Below are 16,958 nucleotides of genomic sequence, written 5' to 3'. Positions count from 1 at the left end.
GCGACCCCGAGTCCAGTCTACCGGCGGAGGGCGACGGGAACGGGCGATCGGCGGAGTTGTCCACAGACGACGATGCTTGTGGACAACTCCTGTGGGTAGGCGAAGGACGCCATAGCCACATTGGACGCGGCGAAGGGAGCTTTCGCCGCATGAGACGCGGTGTAGGACGCCTTCGCCCCATAAGCGAGAGAGAACCTCAGCCCGCGCCCAGGCACAGGAAAGGGCGCCGCAGCGGATCGGCCGCCGTCGCCTCCGCGAGCGCCAGAGCGGGCGCGGTCCCCAACGCCAGCCGCCGGTGCAGATCGGCCATCGCGGCCGCGGCCGCCTTGTCGCCGACCCGCGCGATCGCGCCGATGACCGTCCGCGAACCGCTGGCGAGCAACGTCCCGGCGAAACCGAGCGCCTCCTCGCCGGGCCGGATGTGACTCATCGCGAGTTCGCACGCGGCCAGCACCACCCGCTCCGGCGGCTTCGCGAGCCGGGCGGTTTCGTGCGCGTACAACGGGCCGTCGACCAGTTCCAGCCGCGAGAACAACGCGTTCGCCGGTTCGTGCGCGCCGTGCGCGACCAGGTGCGCCATGCCGGAACCGTCCAAAGCGGACAGGACGGCGTCGCTGGTCGCGTCCTTCCCGTCGACGAGCCGGGCCTGCGGGTACACGGCCCGAAGGTTCCGCACCTCACCGACCGAACCCGGCACCCCCGGCCCGCCGGCGAGCAGCACCGGACCGGAGTTCCGCCGCCCGGACGCGGTCACCCAGGCGGTCGCCGACGGCGCGATCGACACCGGATGTCCGTGCAGTGAAGGCAAAGCGCCCCAAGGCAACGCGTACAGCGAACCGATCGGCACGATGATCAGCTCACGGTTCTCCAGCGTCTTCGCCAGCGACGCGGAGATCAGCCGGTCCAATTTGTCCGCCCGGCGCCGCGCGGAACCGGTGACGACCTCGACCAGCGGCGCGGGCAGGTTGTCCGGCGCCAGCGCGTCGAGGTCCGCGTGCAACTGCCGCGCGGTCTCGACGATCTCCCCGAGCGGCCCCAGCTTCAGGAGCCGGAACCGGCCGCGGTCGACGACCACCGCGTACAAGGTGTCGCGATACCCCATCAGGCTGACCAGCACGCGATCGCCGAGCCGCTCGACCACCTCTTCGGGTGCCGAGACGGGCCTCGGGCGACCCCATTGGCTGGTGTACCACCCGAGCCGTGTCGCCTCCCGCTGCAAACGGTCGTAGCGCTCCTCGAGCTGCCCGACCGGTTCACCGGACAGCCGCCGCGCCTGGATCGTCCCCTGCACGTGCCGCATTTCGTTGATGTGCCGGGCGAGCGCGGGATCCTCGATGACCGGGAGCGGCTCGTAGCGGTACACCTGCGCGCGCGTGCGTTCCAGCCACGCGAACAGGCTCTTCGCGCCGGCGCCGCTGCGCCTCGCCTTCTTGAGCACCAGCGTCAGCGCGAGTTTGCCCAGCTCTTCGCCGTGCGCCGCCGTCCCGCAGACGAGGTCGAGCCCGCCCATGCGGTCGCGGATCTGCCCGAGTTCCGCCAGCCCGGCCCGCGCCTGGGCGAGCGCCGAACGCGGCCGATGGGACGCCACCGCGAGTTCGGCCCGGCACAACCGCAGCTGCATCCGGTGGTCGATCGGCGTGGTCTGCCGCGGTTTCGGCACCTGCGCCAGCAGCGTCTGGGCGGCGGCCGTCTCCCCGCGACGGATCAGCAGCCGCACCGCGAACATCCGGGCCGCGCCCGCTTCGTCGCGCAGCCCCAGGCCCGCCAACCGGATGGCGAGCTCGGCCAGCCGCTCCGGCAGTTTCGCGGGCGGTTTCTTCTCCCGGTCCGCCAAGACCTTCACCGCGTCCGCGCGGAGCCTGGTCAGTTCGGCGATCTCCGCCCAATGTCCTTTGCCACGCCGCAGGAAGCTCCGCCGCGCGGACGTCGCGAGCTTCTTCGCCAGCGCGTAGTCGTGCTCGAGGATGGCGGCCCCCGCCCTGGCGACCTCCGCCTCCGCCTCGTGCTGGACCGATCCGTTGCGCCGCAACTCCGGCAGGGCCTCATCGAGATGCCGCGCGGCCTCCTCGGCGAGCCCGGCGGTGAGCAGGGCTTTCGCCTGGTCGAGCCGGACGAGCGGCAGCGAGCCTGGTCCGTCGGTGACGAAGATCGAGGCGGCCTGCTCGTAGTGCCGGAGCGCCTCGGGGATGTCACCGAGCAACTGGGCGTGATCACCCAGGTTGTGCCGGATCTTCCCTTCGAGCATCCGGTGGCCGTGCTCGACGGCGAGGTCCAGCGCGTCGATCAAATCCTTGTAGGCGGCGTCCGGGTTGCTCATCTCGAGATGCAGCCAGGCCCGGTTCACCAGCGATCTGGTCAGCACCAGGCTGTACTTGTCCGCTCTCGCGGCCAGTCCCGGCAAGGCCGCGCTGTTGAGGGCGAGCGACTCCTCCAGCCGTCCCGCACGCATCAGCACGACGGCACGCTGCAGCACGACGGTGTAGCTCAGCTCCCGGCGGATATCGCCCTGGGGCAACAGAAGCCGGACGCGTTCCGCTTCGTCCAGCCTGGCCAAGCCGTCCTCTTGAGACGTGATCTCCGCTTCCGCGGCGGCGAGACTGATGAGGATCCGGACCCGGATCTCCAGCCGCTCGGCCCTGTCCGGTTCCACCGGTCCCAGGCGTGACAGACCGCGCTGCAACAACCGGATGGCCGCACCGGGACCGTGATCGGAGGCCGCGGCCCGGGCCCGGCGATGGAGATCGGCCGCCTCCTCGGCTACGGAATCGACGGCAGGAAGCGACGCGGGCACACGCACTATGGGAGCACACCCACGCCGCATAACGGAACAGCCGTCCGGTCAGAGCACCACTGTCGGGGTCACGACGGTCCGGCGACAGGTCACGTCGCCGAGGTGGACCACGATCTGGGTCGTCCCTTGGGGCACGTTGTCCAGCACGAACCGGCCTCCCTCGTCGGCGGTGGTGGAACTCGTCCCGTGCTCGGCGACGCGAACCTCCACTCCGTACTCGCCGGCGGGCACGAGCCAGCCGTCGATCCGGTGTTTCTTGCCGATCTTGGTGAGGTTGATCATCACGGTCAGGTCGCTGACGGTGAAGGTGATCGTGCCGGTGTCGCTGCCGCGAACGCCCGCCGTGGCGTCCATCCGTTCCCAGCGGGCGACCTCGACGTCGAGGTTTTCGAGCGCGAGCGCGAATTGAACCCGCTGCACCAGGTCTCCCGGCGGCGGGTCCAGTTCGTCCATGAAGCGCCCGATATCGGCGAGCAACTCCTCATCGCCCGGGGAGGTCATCTCCCCCGGCGCCCCGAGGTCGTTCATCGGCTTCCCCCTTCGTGGGCCAGCAGGTCGCGCATCGATTCGAGGCAACGGCCCCTGGTCGGGCCGACACTTCCGCGCGGCATCCGGAGTGCTTCGGCGACCAGTTGGTATTCGGCCCGCCCGGCGAGCACGGTCAGCCGAAGGAGCTGCTGACAGCGGTGCGGCAGGCGGAGGAAGGCGCGCCAGACCCGGCGGTCCCGGTCGGCGCGGACGGCTTCCTCTTCGGGGGCCGGATGGGTGCTCTCCATGCTTTCGGCCAGCTCGTCGGTCAGCGGGACGGGCTGAGCGCGGCGGCCGAAGGGATGCTGTGCCTCGCGCCTGGTGGTGGTGATCAACCAGGCGGCGAGCGCTTTGGGGTCACGAAGTTTTTCGAGCTGGCTGAAGAGCGCGAGCCACACCGTTTGGACCACATCCTCGGCGGTCAGGCGATCGAGCCCGTTCGCGCGCGCGACATGCCACACGAGCGGGGTCAGCTCGTGCACAAGTCTGTCCATCGCCTGGCGGTCACCGGCCCGCGCCGCGCGCATGCAGGCGGCATGCAGGTCGGCACCGGTCAGTCCTTCCCATGGCGGGTCTACCTCGGTCGTTTGCACGTCGGTCACCGTATCTGCCCCACTTCGGACGTGTCTTCGTGTCGGCGCTGGCAGTATCGCGGGCCCTTCGGGGAGAAGGAGCGTGCAAGAGGCTCTGGGATACATCAAGTCACTAACTTTTTTGTCGAGTTTCGGTCGTCCCCCTCGGCGTGGGCGGAGGACAAAGGCACCGGCCGGCGCGAGTAGGTGTGGACTGCGCACCGGCCGGTCCTTTTTTCCCTCCCCCCGGGCCCGCTCCCCAACGGGCCCGCGTCCGGGCGTCCCCCTCCCCCGAAGGAGCACCCGGAGGCAATGCCCGGAGGCCCCCTCGGCCTCCGGACATCACCTGTCTGTGTTGAGTCAGTTCACCGTCGGATTCGTGCTGTGCGGGTCGTAGTTGCCGTCCGGACTCGTGCCGGGTCGGGGCGGGACCGGCGCCGTGATCGGCTTCGACTTCGGGGTCGTCTCTTCGAGGTCTTCGGTGGCCGTGGCCTCGTCGTCGACGGGCGCGGTGTTGGTCTCGGTCGTCATCGGGTGTCCCTCATTTCCTCGACTGCTCCATAGGACGCAACGAGGCTGCCACCAGATACACGCAGAGCCAGCTTTTTCATGGAAATTTCTTAATCTGTGGCAAGCGAGTGACCTGATCAGCGCTTTTGGCCCGAAAAGGTGTCGCTGAGTAGCCGGCGGCTCACGTCCGCGAGTTGCCCGGCCCAGCGCCGATAACCTTCGGGACCGGGGTGGAAACGGTCCTCGGCGAAGGTCGCGGGGTCCAGCATCGCGGCGGGCATCGGGACGTGGACGACGCCGGGCAGCAAGGCCAGCCGGGCGGCCGCGGCGTCGAGGACGGCCGACCGCGCGCCGAGGACGTCCCGCAGCGGACGCGGCAGCGAGGGGAACCGGCCCATCGGCGGCACACCGGCCAGTACCACCGGGACCCGTCCCACGCGACGTCGCAGTGCGACGATCAGGTCGAGCAGGTCACGCCGGTAGCGCGTGGCCGAATGCAGTTCGATCGTGTCGTTGACGCCGAGCGCGATCACGACGAGGTCGGCGGGTTCGAGCAGCGGCAGCAGGTCCTCGCGCACCACGCGGGCGTTGGCGCCGGTCCGGCCGAGTGCCTGCCAGGCGACCGCGCGGCCGTCCCGCGCGAGTTCCTCCGCGAGCCGCCCGGTCAGCGCCTCGGCGTGCGTCGCCGCGCCGACCCCGTCCACGGTGGACTCGCCGAGCACCGCGAGCCGCACCGGGTCGCCGTCGCCCGCCACCAGGCCGCTGCCCGGCCCCGCGGCACCCGGCAGCCTTGGTGTCGTACGGCGCACCCGGACGGCTTGCGCGAGCAGGATCGGGGCGAGCACCACCGCACGGCTGATCACCTCGCGACCTTACTGCCGCGTTTCGTCCTCTGAACGCGATCGTTGCGCACGCAACAACCGCATCGAGAGGACTAAATGCGGGAGGTCAGCCGTGGGCGATCGACACCGTCTGGCGGACGAGCGAGTCGTCCGCGGCCGCGCGGAGCAGGTAATCGGCGACGTCGGCGCGGTTGATGCTGTAGCTCCCGCGGACGTTGCCGTCGGTGCGGGCGGCGATCTCGCCGGTGTGCGGCCCGTTCAGCAGACGCGGCGGACGCACGATCGTCCAGTCGAGGTCGCTCGCGCGCACGATCCGCTCGGCGGCGATCATGTCCGTGAACGCGTGCCGGAGGATCCTGCCCAGGATCGGCTTGACGACGTTCCTGGTGAAGAAGGTGTCGCCGTCGACGAACGGGCCGCTGGCGCTCACCAGCAGCAGCCGCCGGACACCCGCCGAGCCGAGCGCGGCGACGGCGGCGCGGGCCCCGTCGGTGACGATGGTCGTCGGGTTGCGGTCGCGGGCGCCGAGGGCGGAGATCACCGCGTCGCGCCCGGACACCGCCTCGGTCAGCGCGCCGTGCTCGGACAGCTGCGCGACGACCACTTCCAGCAGGTCGCCTTCGACGTCCAGCCGGGACGGGTCGCGGACGACCGCGGTGACGTGGTGGCCGGCGGCCAGCGCCTGCTTGACGACTTCGGAACCGACCCCGCCCGTGGCACCGAGAACAGTGAGCTTCATGGTCACGCCTTCCTGGGTTAGTGAACACTCACCCACTATGGTGAGTGTTCACTAACCACTTGTCGAGCGAACGCTGAGAAGCCCTCAGGAGTGAACATGGGAAGCCGCGAGGAGATCGTCGCCGCGGCGGCGAAGGTGATGCGCGAGCAGGGCTACGCGCATGCCACGACGAAGGCCATCGCGCAGGCGGCGGGCTACTCCGAGGCGTTGCTGTACAAGCACTTCAAGGACAAGACCGAGATCTTCACGAGCGTGCTCACCGAGCGGCTACCCGCGCTCGGGTCGACCTTGGACGAGCTGATGGACACCGCTGGGACGCCGTCGGACACCCCGCTCGCGGCGAACCTCGCCCGGCTGGCGCGGATCACGCTGTCGTTCTACCTGGAGAGCTTCCCGATCGCGGTGTCGCTGTTCTCGTCACGGGAGTTGCTCGCGACCCACCGGGAACGGGTCCTGAGCCGGGACCGCGGGCCGGACGTCCCGCTCGTGCGCGTCGCCGAGTATCTGCGGAAAGAGGCCCGGCTCGGCAGGATCCGCGAGGACGCGGATCTGGACGCGGCGACGTCACTGCTGCTCGGGGCGTGCTTCCAGTACGCGTTCCTGGCGTCCTTCGAGGACCGCGAACCGTCCACGGAGGAGCTGGACGAGTGGGCGGAACGGCTCGCGGCGACGCTGCTGGTCGCGGTGGCCTCGTGAGTGTTTAGGACGGTTCTAGCCAACCCTGTTTAGGTTACCTACAGTTGATCTATGGCTACCAGTCACCAGGTTAGTGCAGGTCAGGGCGGGCGTCAGCCGATCTTGGACTCGTATGCGCGGCTGTCTCGTAACCACAAGCGGAAGATCGAGAAGTGCGAGACCCAGCACGCCGACAACCGGGAGGTCATCGACCGGTTGGGCGGCGTGCTGGGTGAGGAGATCTCGGATCCGAAGCTGTCGGCGTGGAACCCGAAGGTTCATCGTCCGGGGTGGGAACGGATCATGAAGCGGATCGCGGCGCGGGCGTGTGACGGGGTGGTGTTGTGGAACACCGACCGGGGTTGGCGGCAGTCGCCGGATCTTGAGGACCTGTTCAAGCTGATTGAGGGGTTCGAGTCGTTCACGGTGGCGTCTTCGCACGGCCGTTATGACCTCACCGACTACAACGACCGGTACCAGTTACGGCAGGAGGTCGCACACAACCAGCGCAACTCCGATGAGGCGTCACAGCGGATCTCGAAACAGTTCGAGGTGTTGCGTAAGCGTGGGGTTCCGCATCACCAGGGCCGCACGTTCGGGTTCCCCGGTCTGGACCGGACCGTTCCCAAGGATGAGGCGATGGACGAGAACGGGGAAGACACCCGTAAGCCTGTTCCGTTGGCGTTGGTGGAACGGGAACGCCGCGCGTTGCGGGATGCCACGGCGGCGGTTCTGGCGGGGGTGTTTCAGACCACGATCGCCGATGAGTGGAACGCCGAAGGGTTGATGACGACCACGGGCAAGAGGTGGACGGCGTCGCTGGTGGGTGCGGCGCTGCTGCGTCCGGTGAATGCCGGTCTGATCGAGCACGACGGCGTGGTGGTGGGCACGATGCCGGGTGAGCCGATCGTGGACCCGGAGGACTTCGTCAAGCTGCGTGGCTTGTATGCGGGGCGGACGCGGGGCGCGCGACCGTTCGGGATCTATGTGGGGTCGGGGATCTTGCGGTGCCGGTTGTGCGGCAAGGGCTTGACGGGACGCCCTCACAAGGGGAACTACCCGGATGGTGAGCGGCGGCGGCAGTACGCGTGCGTGAAAGGTTCCGGCGGGTGCGGCAAAGTCAGCGCGGATTTCCGGCGGGTGGATCGCGAGTTGCGGTCGCTGGTGGTGTCGCGCTTGTCCGATGCCAAGCACGCGGCGGCGATCCGCGCCGCGCGGGCGCGTGTCTCGGAACGGCTGGCGGAGATTCACACCGAGATCACCGAGTGCGAACGTCTGATGACCTCCATCGCGGCGAAACTCGGCGCCGGACGAATGACCGAAGCTGCCTACGACACGGCCAACGAACCGCTCATGGCCACGCACGCACGGTTGGAAGCCGAGCGGGACGCCTTGACCGGCGGGAACCCGGAAGGCCCCACGGAAGCGATGAGCCGTGACGACGCGGCCGAACAATGGGACGGCGCCGAGGTCGCCGAACGCGCCGCCATGCTGGCGGACGCGCTGGGGCGGGACACCCTGTATCTCTATCCCGCCGCCAAGACCGGACAACGCCAGTTCGACCCGAAGCGAGTGAGGATCGACCCGTACAAGCCCGGCAAGCGCAGCGCGAGCGGCCAGCACGTGGCCTGATAGAGCAACGACCGAGGCCACACCACACACCTCGCAACGTGTGTGGGTATGTCCTCGATCGCCGGTGTGTCAGGCCGCGCGTTTCTGTTCGGTGTCTTGGGTGGCGCGGCGTCGTTTGTCGATGCGGTTGAGGATCACCGCGAGTGAGGTGATCTGGTCATCGGTGAGCGGTGGCAGGTCGGCGACTATGACCGCCCACCTGTAGGGGAAGGGCAGGCACGGTAGCTGGTGATCAGCGTCCGACGCCTTGTTGCTGGTGGAGAGTGAGCCCTCCGAAGTTACAGCCCGTAATCGCAACGAGCGGTTCACGGGCTCCCGACGTCCCCTTCGAGGATCCCGTGGCCGCCTTCAATTTCGCGATTCTACGTGCTATAGCGGAGGAATCAATTCGAGCCGCCAGCCGTCGCGGCCTTGCACCAAGGAAACGTCATAGCTGAAATCGGCGCCGTCTCCGAGCGTGCCTGCAATCGCGACTTTGTTAGGGGCTTCCGAGTTAGGCTTCAGGCTAACTGTTATTGATTTCGCCGCAACGTCGTCGAGTTTTTTCATGTAGCTTTCAGCGAAGTCGTCGGCGTCGCCGGGCGGGTAGGCGATCAAGGATTCCAAAGCCTTACTGTCGCGGGAGTTTAAGGCGTTCGATAGCTGTTCTCGTAACTTTTCCGGCGATTCTACACCCACGTCGGGCTGCAAGGCTATGACGATCGTAATTGCGATCACCCAAGCAGTCAAAATTGCTACGACTGTACCGACAACCACCTTTTGCTTCACTCGCATGACCATTTTATTCTTTCACTTATCCGCGCGGTGAACCCATCCCCAATGTAGAGATTGGTAAGCAGCTTACCTTGCGTAGTATAACAGTCTTGCATCTTCGGGCGCAGAGGGGGCGCTCGACACTGCGCACCCAGCCTAACTCCGAGTGGTTCTGCTGGTGAGAGCACATGTGGATCATTCGATTGGAGTATTGCTAACGTGAGAACCTGAGCTAGTCTCGAATATGAAATCGACATCTAGGGAACACTTCTTAAGGGGGAGACTGTGCGAATATTGCGAGCATTGGCGACCGTTGGGGCAACGTCTGTTGTCGCACTTGGAATTGTCACCACCACGGCGGAAGCTGGAGTTGAAAGTCAAGGACAGTGCATTCCTTATAATAATGTTGCCTGCGGGTGGACTAGCACAACGTGGCGGGGCGGCTTCCACCCGTATAGCTATTCCACGGGCGACGCGCCGAACATCATGTCGATCTGGAATAAGCGGTCGAGTTGGATCATCATTTACTCCGGCCCCAATTACACGGGTACTCGCGTGACTGTAAACGCGGGCGATCAAATGGGCGCGACTCCGTTCCCGGTTAGGTCTATCGGAATGTAGTGCCAATGTTTGTATGGTGATGCTGTGTCAGATAGGGCGACGACCGAGGCCACACCACACCCCGGACAAAGCGGGGTGGGTGTGTCCTCGGTCGTCGGTGTGTCAGGCCGCGCGTTTCCTGTCGGTTTGTTGGGTGGCGCGGCGTCGTTTGTCGATGCGGTTGAGGATCACCGCGAGTGAGGTGATCTGGTCATCGGTGAGCGGTGCCAGGTCGGCGACTATGACCGCCCACCTGTCGAGGGCTTCGTTGTCGAGGCGGGCTTGCTGTTCAGCGTAGGTTTCCTTCCTGGCGGGCTTGTCGTGCGGGGTTGGGACGGCGGTGAGGTGGCGGCGTGCGTTCGGCGATCGGCGCGGGGGCGGTTGTGGCCGGGTGGGCATGTCCGCTTCCTCCTTTCGTTGCGCGGTGCGGGAATCGGCGGGTGCGTCGTGGTGTCGTCTGGCGACTCCTTTCCTGTGACGGGGATGGGTGCGGGAGGTACGGGTATCGACGTTGCGGCGTCGAGGTCGAACACGGCGCACTGCCCGGCAGCGCGGCCGAGTTCCAGTGCGGCGTGCAGCGTGGCGACGACGGCGGACACGTCGAGGTACACCCGCCGTGTGCCGGGGTCGCACCATCCGCCGAACACCCGCCCCGGCAGCGCGAGGACGTGCCGGGTACGGGTGAGGTAGTCGGCGAGATCATCGGCGGTCACACGGCCGTCGCAGATGTGTTCGCACTCGGGGTGCACGGCGACGGCGTAGCCGCTGCGGGCGGCGTCACCGGTCGCGGGATCGACGGTGAACCCGCCGTCCGGGACGGTCAGCGCGTCGGCCATCGCAGCCAGCCGCGCCGCTGACAACCCGCCCGTGCCGGTCGTGTTCTCGTGGTTGTGGGTGTGAGGTTTCATGCCGCCTCCCGGCGCGGCGAGTGGCGGCGTGCGGACGTCGTGAGTCGGGTCAAGGGACGGCGTTGGTGGCTGCCTGCGGGCAGCCATACCGGGTCTGTCGCGACCGCTGTATCGCCGGTTGCGGTGGTTGCCACGGTGACGGGTGGCCCGGTCGGCCAGCGGCGCGCCCACGCGTCGTGAAGGTTGCGTTCGCGGGCGGTGCTGGGAAGTCCGAATAGTACTGGTCGACGGATTCCGGAGCGGGCGAGTTCGGCGTATCTGGTGATCTTGTCGGTGAGGGTGTCGAGGGTTTCGGTTCCGGTGTCGTGTTCGTAGAAGAACCCGATGGTTCCGTGCGGGTCGCTGTATTCGCCGTAGCCGTCCGGGCGGACGATGCCGCCGCACGCGTCAGCGGTGACCGCTTCGGGCGTCCACGTACGTAGCTGGCAGCCGGGACGGGTGCGGGCGTGCCCGGCAAGCACAGTGAAGAACTCGTTCACGCCGAGCAGGTGTTCGGTGTGTGGCGAGTGCGCCAGCCGGAGAACCTTCTCCGTGACCGCCGACGGCTTCGGTAGCGGCGCGTCGGTCGCTGCGGCATGTACCGCCGCGCCGACGTGCCCGAGGGTGTAGCGCCACGGCTGGGAGCCGGGCCAGACTTCGCGCCGGAACCGCGCGAGCACGCCACGGTGATACAGCGCGGCCAGCCGGTGCCGGGCGTGGTGCGGCGAGCCGAACAGCAGCCGGGTGATCTGAAGTGCGGTCAGCACACGGTGCCGATCGAGGTAGCCGATCAGAGACAGATCCCGGTCGGTGAGCCCGCGTGAGCGGGCCAGAGCCTCACCGGTACTGGTGGGCTGTAGTTGCACCCTCGGGGGTTGGGGGTTGGTGTTCCTAGGAAGTAGGGGCGCGGGCATGGGTACTCCACTGTGGACGTGCGCAGGGGTTTTAAGGCGCCTCGGGCGGCAACTCGGCAGGCAACTCATAAGAGGCCCACCGAATTGCCCACCGAGTTGCCTGCTTAGTTGCTGTCGCCGAAAGCGTTGTCGTGATCGCTGTTCCAGTGCTGCCGCAGGGCCTGCGCCGCGCCGCTGGAGGCGGGCGTGGTGTCGAGCCTGCGGGCCGAGGTGCTGCCGTCCCGCTGCCGGTGTGACAGCCCGGTCCGTGCCCGCGCCGCACGCCGCACCAGCTCGCCACGGCCGGGCGGGGCGGGTGGCATCGGGAGCGTGTCTAACGTGCACGCCGGGGTGTCCCGGCCGCCCGCCACGGCGCGGGCGACGATCTGGAACGCGGGGCGCCGCCGAAGGCCGTGTTCGTCGATATCGGGGGCGACGTGCCGCACCAGGCGGCGGGCGTCGTCCGGCGACACGGTGAAGTACACCTTGGTGCGGGCGTTGGCGTCGATCCCTTCCCGCACATCCGGCACCAGCTGTGCCTGGTGCTGGTGTGCCAGCACCAGCGACACCCGGTAGCCCCGTGCCTCAGCTAGCGCGTCTTCCACGCCGATCGGGAGGTGCAGGAAGTTGTGACACTCGTCCACCACGACCGTCGCGTCCGGCCGCCGCTCAGGCGGCCGGACAGCGCGGCGGGTGATCTCCTGCCACAGGCCCGCGATCAGCAGCGACCCCACCAACCGCGACGCATCCTCACCGATGTTCCCTTTCGGCAACCGGGCAATCAGGACGCCGCCGTCGAGCACATCGGACAGCGTGAAACTCGACCGTGGAGCGCCGAGCAGAGTGCGGGCGAACCGTCGCGTCAGCACCCCGCGCAGACGGGACACGACGGGCGCGCACAACTGAGCACGCTGCGCCGGGGTGGCCTCATCGAACGCGGCCCAGAACCCTTCCAGCCCGTCCGGCTCGCCGACCTCCGCCAGCACCGCACGCCGGAACGGCGCGTGATGCAGCAATGGCGGGATATCGGCCAGCGTCGAACCCTCACGCCGGATCAGTGTCAGGCAGGCGGCGCGCATTAGGTCGTCCATGCGCGGTCCCCACGACGCGGCGTAGAGACGCCGGAACACCGACACCACCCCGTCCGCCACCAGTTCCCGTTGCGCGGGGTCGGGGGCGTCGAGGACGTTGAACGCGGCGGGGGCGTCGCGTTCGTCCGGGTCGAGGATCACCAGCCGATCCCCGCAGTCGGCGGGCAACCGGTCGATCACGTTCGCGGCGAGGTCACCTTGCGGATCGAGCAGCACCACCCCGCGTCCCGCTTCGGCCTCACCGAGGACGTGATGGGCAAGCCAGGTGGACTTACCCGCCCCGGTCACGCCTTGCACGTGAAGATGATGCCGGGCATCCGCGACGCTCACGCCGACCAGTTCGGATACCCCGGTGGTGGTCGCACCGAGCAGCTTCGGTGACTGGCGGCGCGGGTCGTCCCACGGCGACACGAGCAGCCCGCGCCGACCGGTCCCACTGCCCTCGTGGAGGGTGGCCTCAGGCCGCATCGCGATCACCGCCGAACCCGTCGAACCCACCCCGTCCGGGACGGCGCCGGTAGCGGTCGCCGTCGAGCCGGGGCAAGGCCCGGTCGGCCTTCCGCAACGGCGCCTCCGGGTGGGGCAAGCCATGGCTCCCGGGCTGGTGCGGCAGGTGCCACACCGACGCCAGCTCACGCACGCTCGCGACGAAACCACGCCCGTGCGCGTACCGCGCCACCTTGCCCGCCGGACGCCACACCCGAAGCCGCGCGGTGTCGTGTTCATCAGTCGCCAGCGCCGCCAGCACATCGGCCAGCCCGCCCGACGCACGCCGCGCATCCCCACTCGTGTCCGTGCCCGCGACGACCAACCGCACCGTCGCACGAAGGTGCGGCCCGGCCTTCTGCTTGGCCTCCCGCGCCCGCCGCCGCGCCACCATCACCGGGTCCTCCTCACGCCGCGCGGACGACCGCGTGTCACGTCGTGACTCGTGCGACGAAGACGACGACAGCATCAGCTCCACCGCGCCGACCACACCACGCGCGACCGCGAGCAGCGCGGCGCCGATCAGGCTGGTCAGACCCCGCCGGCGACCCGTCCCGCGGCCACGCCGGCGACTTCCGCGGGAAGGGGAAATCACGACCTGAACCGACGCGAAACGACCCGCCACCGCGTGGTCGGAGATCCCTTCCAGAGCGGCGCGCAACGGTTCGTCCTCCACCGCCACAACGCCACGTTCCGGGCGGTGGAGATGATCGACCAACGGCGCCCACGGTCCCTCACGCGGCACCAATTCCGTTGCGCCGACCGTTGCGCCCGCAGGCAACCGGGGTGCCATTGTCGGGGTCAGCCCGCAACCGGGCCACGCGTGTTCGACCGCCCGCGACACCGACCGCGCCGGACCGCCACCCGGAACCCACAACCCCGCACGGATCCGGCCGTCCGGATCATCGGCCCACAACACCATCGCGACCCGCGCCCGCACCGACACCCCGGCCAGCGTCGACGCGAGCAGCCGCCACAACGGCACCGCCCCGTCGGCGGGCAGACGATGCGGCGGGATGATCTCGTAAAACCGCGCTCCCTCCATCTCCCGCTCACGGCGCAACCGCACCACCTGGGCCAGCACCGCACCCGCCACCAACGCCAGCACGGCGCCCACCACGAGCAGCGGCCACCACACCGTGATCCAAGCCCACAGGGTGTAGGACAACCACGACATGAACGCGTTGAACTCGGCCGAGGGATCACACACCAACCGCGCCAGCGGTGAACCCGTACACGGGTCCGCCAGCGCGAATGCGCCCCACTGCTGAACTGCCTTGAACATGCTGCATCAACTCCTCTTAAGGCGTCGCAGAGCAGCCACCCAGAACGCGGCGGTGCCACGACGCGACCCCGCCCGTATCGACGCCGAAACCAGCGCACGACAGCGCGCGGGTACAGCAAGCCGACAACAGCGGGATAGCTGTTTCGCTTGGCACAAAAGGGGATCAGCCGACCACGGCAGATGACCGGAACACACGCACATCAGACGTGGACATCGGTCAGCACAACACCGTTCGGCGGGACATGTTCAGCAGCGCGGAGAGATCATCCGGCAACGGGAACCCCGACAATGCGCGGGTACCATCGTGCACGTGGGCAAGATCGGACGCTGCGCGTCACTGGGATCTCTACTCTGGAGCTATTCCAGCCGATCAACCAAAGTGACGCCCGGTCGCGCTAGCCCGGCCACCCTGCTACGCTCCTTCCAGTCCTCTCGCGGGCAACTCGCCGACGCAACCTAGGACCTTCCAGTATTCCCATGATCAAATCTGATCCGCAATAGATCATTCGAGTGATCATGACGATGATTCTTGTCACCGTGCGTTACGGTCGTCGTGGGGGTGGGCCGGATCACGGGTCGGATCGTCAGGCCGTCTACGCACTGGCATGGCGGCAAGGATCCCATAGCATGTGCCTTTATGACCGGCTTGAACTTGCGGCTACCGTCGCCCCTTACTGAGGTCCGCGACGGTCGTTTGGACGCCAAAGGAATTCGCCTTTACCTCAAGCGCGATGACCTTATTCACCCGGAGTTTCCGGGCAACAAGTGGCGCAAGTTGAAATACAATCTGAATGCAGCAACGAAGGATGGCCACTCTAGTCTCTTGACCTTCGGTGGTGCCTACTCGAATAATGTTCGCGCCGTGGCGGCGGCAGGCAAGCACTTTGGGTTCGAAACTATTGGTGTCATAAGAGGCGAAGAGCACAATCCGCTCAATCCCTCACTAGAGTACGCCGTCGATTGTGGAATGACACTGACGTACATGGATCGCGAAACCTACCGACATAAAGATGATTCCGACGTAATCGAACGCCTGGGTACCGAGTTCGGACGGTTCTACCTGATGCCAGAGGGCGGAAGTAATGCTCTCGCCTTACCTGGCTGCGCAGAGTTGATTGAAGAAATAACGGTCGATTTTGACGTTATATGCTGTGCGTGCGGCACGGGCGGCACGTTGGCAGGCATCGCCAGCGCACTGCGCCGAGATCAGCACGCCAAGGGGTTTGCAGTACTTAAGGGTGCGGGATTCCTGGTGGACAATGTTCGCGAACTTCAAGAGCAGGCATTCGGACACAGTGATGACGGATGGTCAATTGAACTGGGGTACCACTTCGGCGGGTACGCCAAAGCAGATCAGGTGCTAAGACTTTTCATTGCAGACTTCGAGTCGCGCTTCGGCCTTAAGTTAGACTGGATTTACGAGGCAAAGATGATGTACGGATTGATGGACCTTATCGACCATGACCGCTTCAAAGCCGGAACGTCGATAGTGGCCCTGATATCCTAGTTGTCATAACGCTACTTCTTGTTGTGATATTCACGCTGAGCGTTCTTCCCTATGGAAGAGCTTTCCAGGCTTAGCAACCACTGACCGCTATTGATGACGAACTCACGGCCGAACCCAAGCCACATGCCATGCATACGTCGCGCACTCGGGTCGACAAACAATTGCAAGGCGCCGTGATATGTCGCTCCCTTGTAGTACCCATGCGGTGATGTAGTTTCTCGCCAGCTTCCGGTTGCCACGGAGTCGTCAACTATAAGCTCAATTCGCAGGCTGGAACCAGTGGAATGCGGAAGACTCTGGGCCACCAGCTTACTTCCTTGCTGGCGGATAACAACAAAGTGTTCGCCTACGAAATCCTTGCCGCGACCGGTACTGGGGTATGTATACCGACTGCGCCAAATGCCCGTCATTCCCTCCCTTTGCGAAGACAATTCCAGAGTGGAATCAGCCGGGTTCGCGTCGTCTGCCAGGGCGGGTGACGCAGCTGCAAGGGATAGACCAGCGCTCAGCTTCAGCAATAATGCGCGCCGATTAGATGATTCGCCGAGCGCGTTAGACCATTCGGCCGCGAGGCGCGCCAGTTCGTTCACGTCAGTCAGCTCCAAGGTTGATATTAGCTCTCCGAGATCGTGTGCTTCATCTTTGCCAGACGATGGAACATCTTTCTTTGGGATCCCTGGCAGGCGAACTAGTCTATTCGCATTGTTTTTATAAGCAGAGTCATTTGAGCGAAAGTTGGCGCAATCGTCGAGCAGATCGGATACGCTGCATTCATACAGTTCCGCGAGACGTCCTAGAACGTCAAGTGAGGGTGCATGGCCGGTTGGGCCGGGCCATAGTTCCCAGTATGAAAAATTCTTGAAAGTCTTTGGGTCGGCGGGCCAGCGGGCGTTCCATCGATCGGCCGCATCGCGTTGACTCCAATCATGAACCATGCGCATTGCCGCGCGAAGGTTAACGCCATAGCGGCTGCAAAACAGGGCCGCGATTTCAACCCAAGTTTTGTGGTCGGCACGTTGAGCGGCGACCACTTCTCGTTGCTCTTGTCGCAGACTTCGCAGGGCTGATGGCATGGTTGACTGTCTCCTCTCGCCTGTGGGCATGGACCGTAGTGCCACGCCCGCTCGTGCGGGACGTACCGGTTGAACAGGGACATAGTGTCCCACA

General features: G+C 66.4%; 17 protein-coding genes. 4 read left to right on the top strand and 13 right to left on the bottom strand.

Annotation, left to right across the window (positions count from 1 at the left end; translation table 11 throughout):
• Positions 1 to 196 precede the first annotated feature (196 nt).
• The 6 genes from DMC64_RS02440 to DMC64_RS02420 all read right to left on the bottom strand — a co-directional run bounded on the left by DMC64_RS02440 (position 197) and on the right by DMC64_RS02420 (position 5,982).
• Positions 197 to 2,797, bottom strand: a complete 2,601-nt coding sequence (locus DMC64_RS02440; protein WP_125731774.1) for a CHAT domain-containing protein — start codon at positions 2,795 to 2,797, stop codon at positions 197 to 199.
• Positions 2,798 to 2,839: 42 nt separating this feature from the next.
• The gene (locus DMC64_RS02435) at positions 2,840 to 3,319 is read right to left on the bottom strand and encodes a carboxypeptidase regulatory-like domain-containing protein (protein ID WP_125731772.1); all 480 of its coding nucleotides are present in this window, start codon (positions 3,317 to 3,319) and stop codon (positions 2,840 to 2,842) included.
• Positions 3,316 to 3,921, bottom strand: coding sequence for an RNA polymerase sigma factor (locus DMC64_RS02430; protein WP_007030724.1), 606 nt, complete (start codon positions 3,919 to 3,921; stop codon positions 3,316 to 3,318). The genes DMC64_RS02435 and DMC64_RS02430 overlap by 4 nt, the downstream gene beginning before the upstream one ends.
• 330 nt (positions 3,922 to 4,251) lie before the next feature.
• Positions 4,252 to 4,422 carry a hypothetical protein gene (locus tag DMC64_RS42905; protein WP_162836882.1) on the bottom strand — a complete coding sequence of 57 codons (171 nt, stop codon included), beginning with the start codon at positions 4,420 to 4,422 and terminating at the stop codon, positions 4,252 to 4,254.
• 116 nt (positions 4,423 to 4,538) lie between these two features.
• Positions 4,539 to 5,264, bottom strand: coding sequence for an SGNH/GDSL hydrolase family protein (locus DMC64_RS02425; RefSeq protein ID WP_125731770.1), 726 nt, complete (start codon positions 5,262 to 5,264; stop codon positions 4,539 to 4,541).
• Between the two features lie 85 nt (positions 5,265 to 5,349).
• Positions 5,350 to 5,982 (bottom strand): NAD(P)-dependent oxidoreductase, encoded by a 633-nt coding sequence (locus DMC64_RS02420; protein ID WP_125731768.1) that lies wholly within the window; start codon positions 5,980 to 5,982, stop codon positions 5,350 to 5,352.
• A gap of 96 nt (positions 5,983 to 6,078) precedes the next feature.
• Between DMC64_RS02420 and DMC64_RS02415 the strand changes: the two genes are divergently transcribed.
• Together DMC64_RS02415 and DMC64_RS02410 are read left to right on the top strand one after the other, a co-directional pair.
• A complete protein-coding gene (locus DMC64_RS02415; protein ID WP_125731766.1) occupies positions 6,079 to 6,678 on the top strand; it encodes a TetR/AcrR family transcriptional regulator in 600 nt (199 codons plus the stop codon).
• 51 nt (positions 6,679 to 6,729) lie between these two features.
• On the top strand, positions 6,730 to 8,289 hold the full coding sequence (locus tag DMC64_RS02410; RefSeq protein ID WP_125731764.1) for a recombinase family protein: 1,560 nt from the start codon (positions 6,730 to 6,732) through the stop codon (positions 8,287 to 8,289).
• A gap of 69 nt (positions 8,290 to 8,358) precedes the next feature.
• Here the strand turns inward: DMC64_RS02410 and DMC64_RS02405 are convergent, their stop codons facing one another.
• The 3 genes from DMC64_RS02405 to DMC64_RS02395 form a co-directional block, all read right to left on the bottom strand.
• The gene (locus DMC64_RS02405; protein ID WP_125731763.1) at positions 8,359 to 8,598 is read right to left on the bottom strand and encodes a hypothetical protein; all 240 of its coding nucleotides are present in this window, start codon (positions 8,596 to 8,598) and stop codon (positions 8,359 to 8,361) included.
• Between the two features lie 60 nt (positions 8,599 to 8,658).
• Positions 8,659 to 9,057 (bottom strand): hypothetical protein, encoded by a 399-nt coding sequence (locus tag DMC64_RS02400; protein ID WP_125731761.1) that lies wholly within the window; start codon positions 9,055 to 9,057, stop codon positions 8,659 to 8,661.
• A gap of 708 nt (positions 9,058 to 9,765) precedes the next feature.
• Entirely contained in the window at positions 9,766 to 10,041 is a 276-nt protein-coding gene (locus tag DMC64_RS02395) for a hypothetical protein (protein ID WP_125731759.1), read from the bottom strand.
• Between the two features lie 41 nt (positions 10,042 to 10,082).
• On the opposite strand from DMC64_RS02395, the gene DMC64_RS02390 reads away from it, so the two are divergent.
• Positions 10,083 to 10,499 (top strand): hypothetical protein, encoded by a 417-nt coding sequence (locus DMC64_RS02390; RefSeq protein ID WP_125731757.1) that lies wholly within the window; start codon positions 10,083 to 10,085, stop codon positions 10,497 to 10,499.
• Between the two features lie 47 nt (positions 10,500 to 10,546).
• On the opposite strand, the gene DMC64_RS02385 is transcribed toward DMC64_RS02390, so the two are convergent.
• The 3 genes from DMC64_RS02385 to DMC64_RS42625 form a co-directional block, all read right to left on the bottom strand.
• The gene (locus DMC64_RS02385) at positions 10,547 to 11,395 is read right to left on the bottom strand and encodes a replication-relaxation family protein (RefSeq protein ID WP_158634199.1); all 849 of its coding nucleotides are present in this window, start codon (positions 11,393 to 11,395) and stop codon (positions 10,547 to 10,549) included.
• 152 nt (positions 11,396 to 11,547) lie between these two features.
• On the bottom strand, positions 11,548 to 12,981 hold the full coding sequence (locus tag DMC64_RS02380) for a type IV secretory system conjugative DNA transfer family protein (protein ID WP_158634198.1): 1,434 nt from the start codon (positions 12,979 to 12,981) through the stop codon (positions 11,548 to 11,550).
• Complete coding sequence (locus DMC64_RS42625; RefSeq protein ID WP_158634197.1) at positions 12,971 to 14,284, bottom strand: hypothetical protein; 1,314 nt, start codon at positions 14,282 to 14,284, stop codon at positions 12,971 to 12,973. Before DMC64_RS42625 ends, DMC64_RS02380 begins: the two co-directional genes overlap by 11 nt.
• Positions 14,285 to 14,921: 637 nt before the next feature.
• Between DMC64_RS42625 and DMC64_RS02375 the strand changes: the two genes are divergently transcribed.
• On the top strand, positions 14,922 to 15,791 hold the full coding sequence (locus tag DMC64_RS02375; RefSeq protein WP_125731751.1) for a 1-aminocyclopropane-1-carboxylate deaminase/D-cysteine desulfhydrase: 870 nt from the start codon (positions 14,922 to 14,924) through the stop codon (positions 15,789 to 15,791).
• Positions 15,792 to 15,802: 11 nt separating this feature from the next.
• Here DMC64_RS02375 and DMC64_RS02370 read toward each other — a convergent pair whose 3' ends face one another.
• On the bottom strand, positions 15,803 to 16,864 hold the full coding sequence (locus DMC64_RS02370) for a hypothetical protein (protein ID WP_125731750.1): 1,062 nt from the start codon (positions 16,862 to 16,864) through the stop codon (positions 15,803 to 15,805).
• Positions 16,865 to 16,958 lie beyond the last annotated feature (94 nt).

It is taken from the genome of Amycolatopsis sp. WAC 04197 (genome assembly GCF_003947475.1).
GTDB lineage: Bacteria > Actinomycetota > Actinomycetes > Mycobacteriales > Pseudonocardiaceae > Amycolatopsis > Amycolatopsis japonica.
This window is presented reverse-complemented; position numbering and strand designations above follow the sequence as displayed.

Bases quoted from the DNA above. Each gene is read 5' to 3' on its own strand.
- DMC64_RS02435 (WP_125731772.1), bottom strand. From the start codon at position 3,319: ATGAACGACCTCGGGGCGCCGGGGGAGATGACCTCCCCGGGCGATGAG.
- DMC64_RS42905 (WP_162836882.1), bottom strand. From the start codon at position 4,422: ATGACGACCGAGACCAACACCGCGCCCGTCGACGACGAGGCCACGGCC.
- DMC64_RS02420 (WP_125731768.1), bottom strand. From the start codon at position 5,982: ATGAAGCTCACTGTTCTCGGTGCCACGGGCGGGGTCGGTTCCGAAGTC.
- DMC64_RS02415 (WP_125731766.1), top strand. From the start codon at position 6,079: ATGGGAAGCCGCGAGGAGATCGTCGCCGCGGCGGCGAAGGTGATGCGC.
- DMC64_RS02410 (WP_125731764.1), top strand. From the start codon at position 6,730: ATGGCTACCAGTCACCAGGTTAGTGCAGGTCAGGGCGGGCGTCAGCCG.
- DMC64_RS02395 (WP_125731759.1), bottom strand. From the start codon at position 10,041: ATGCCCACCCGGCCACAACCGCCCCCGCGCCGATCGCCGAACGCACGC.
- DMC64_RS02380 (WP_158634198.1), bottom strand. From the start codon at position 12,981: ATGCGGCCTGAGGCCACCCTCCACGAGGGCAGTGGGACCGGTCGGCGC.
- DMC64_RS42625 (WP_158634197.1), bottom strand. From the start codon at position 14,284: ATGTTCAAGGCAGTTCAGCAGTGGGGCGCATTCGCGCTGGCGGACCCG.
- DMC64_RS02375 (WP_125731751.1), top strand. From the start codon at position 14,922: ATGACCGGCTTGAACTTGCGGCTACCGTCGCCCCTTACTGAGGTCCGC.
- DMC64_RS02370 (WP_125731750.1), bottom strand. From the start codon at position 16,864: ATGCCATCAGCCCTGCGAAGTCTGCGACAAGAGCAACGAGAAGTGGTC.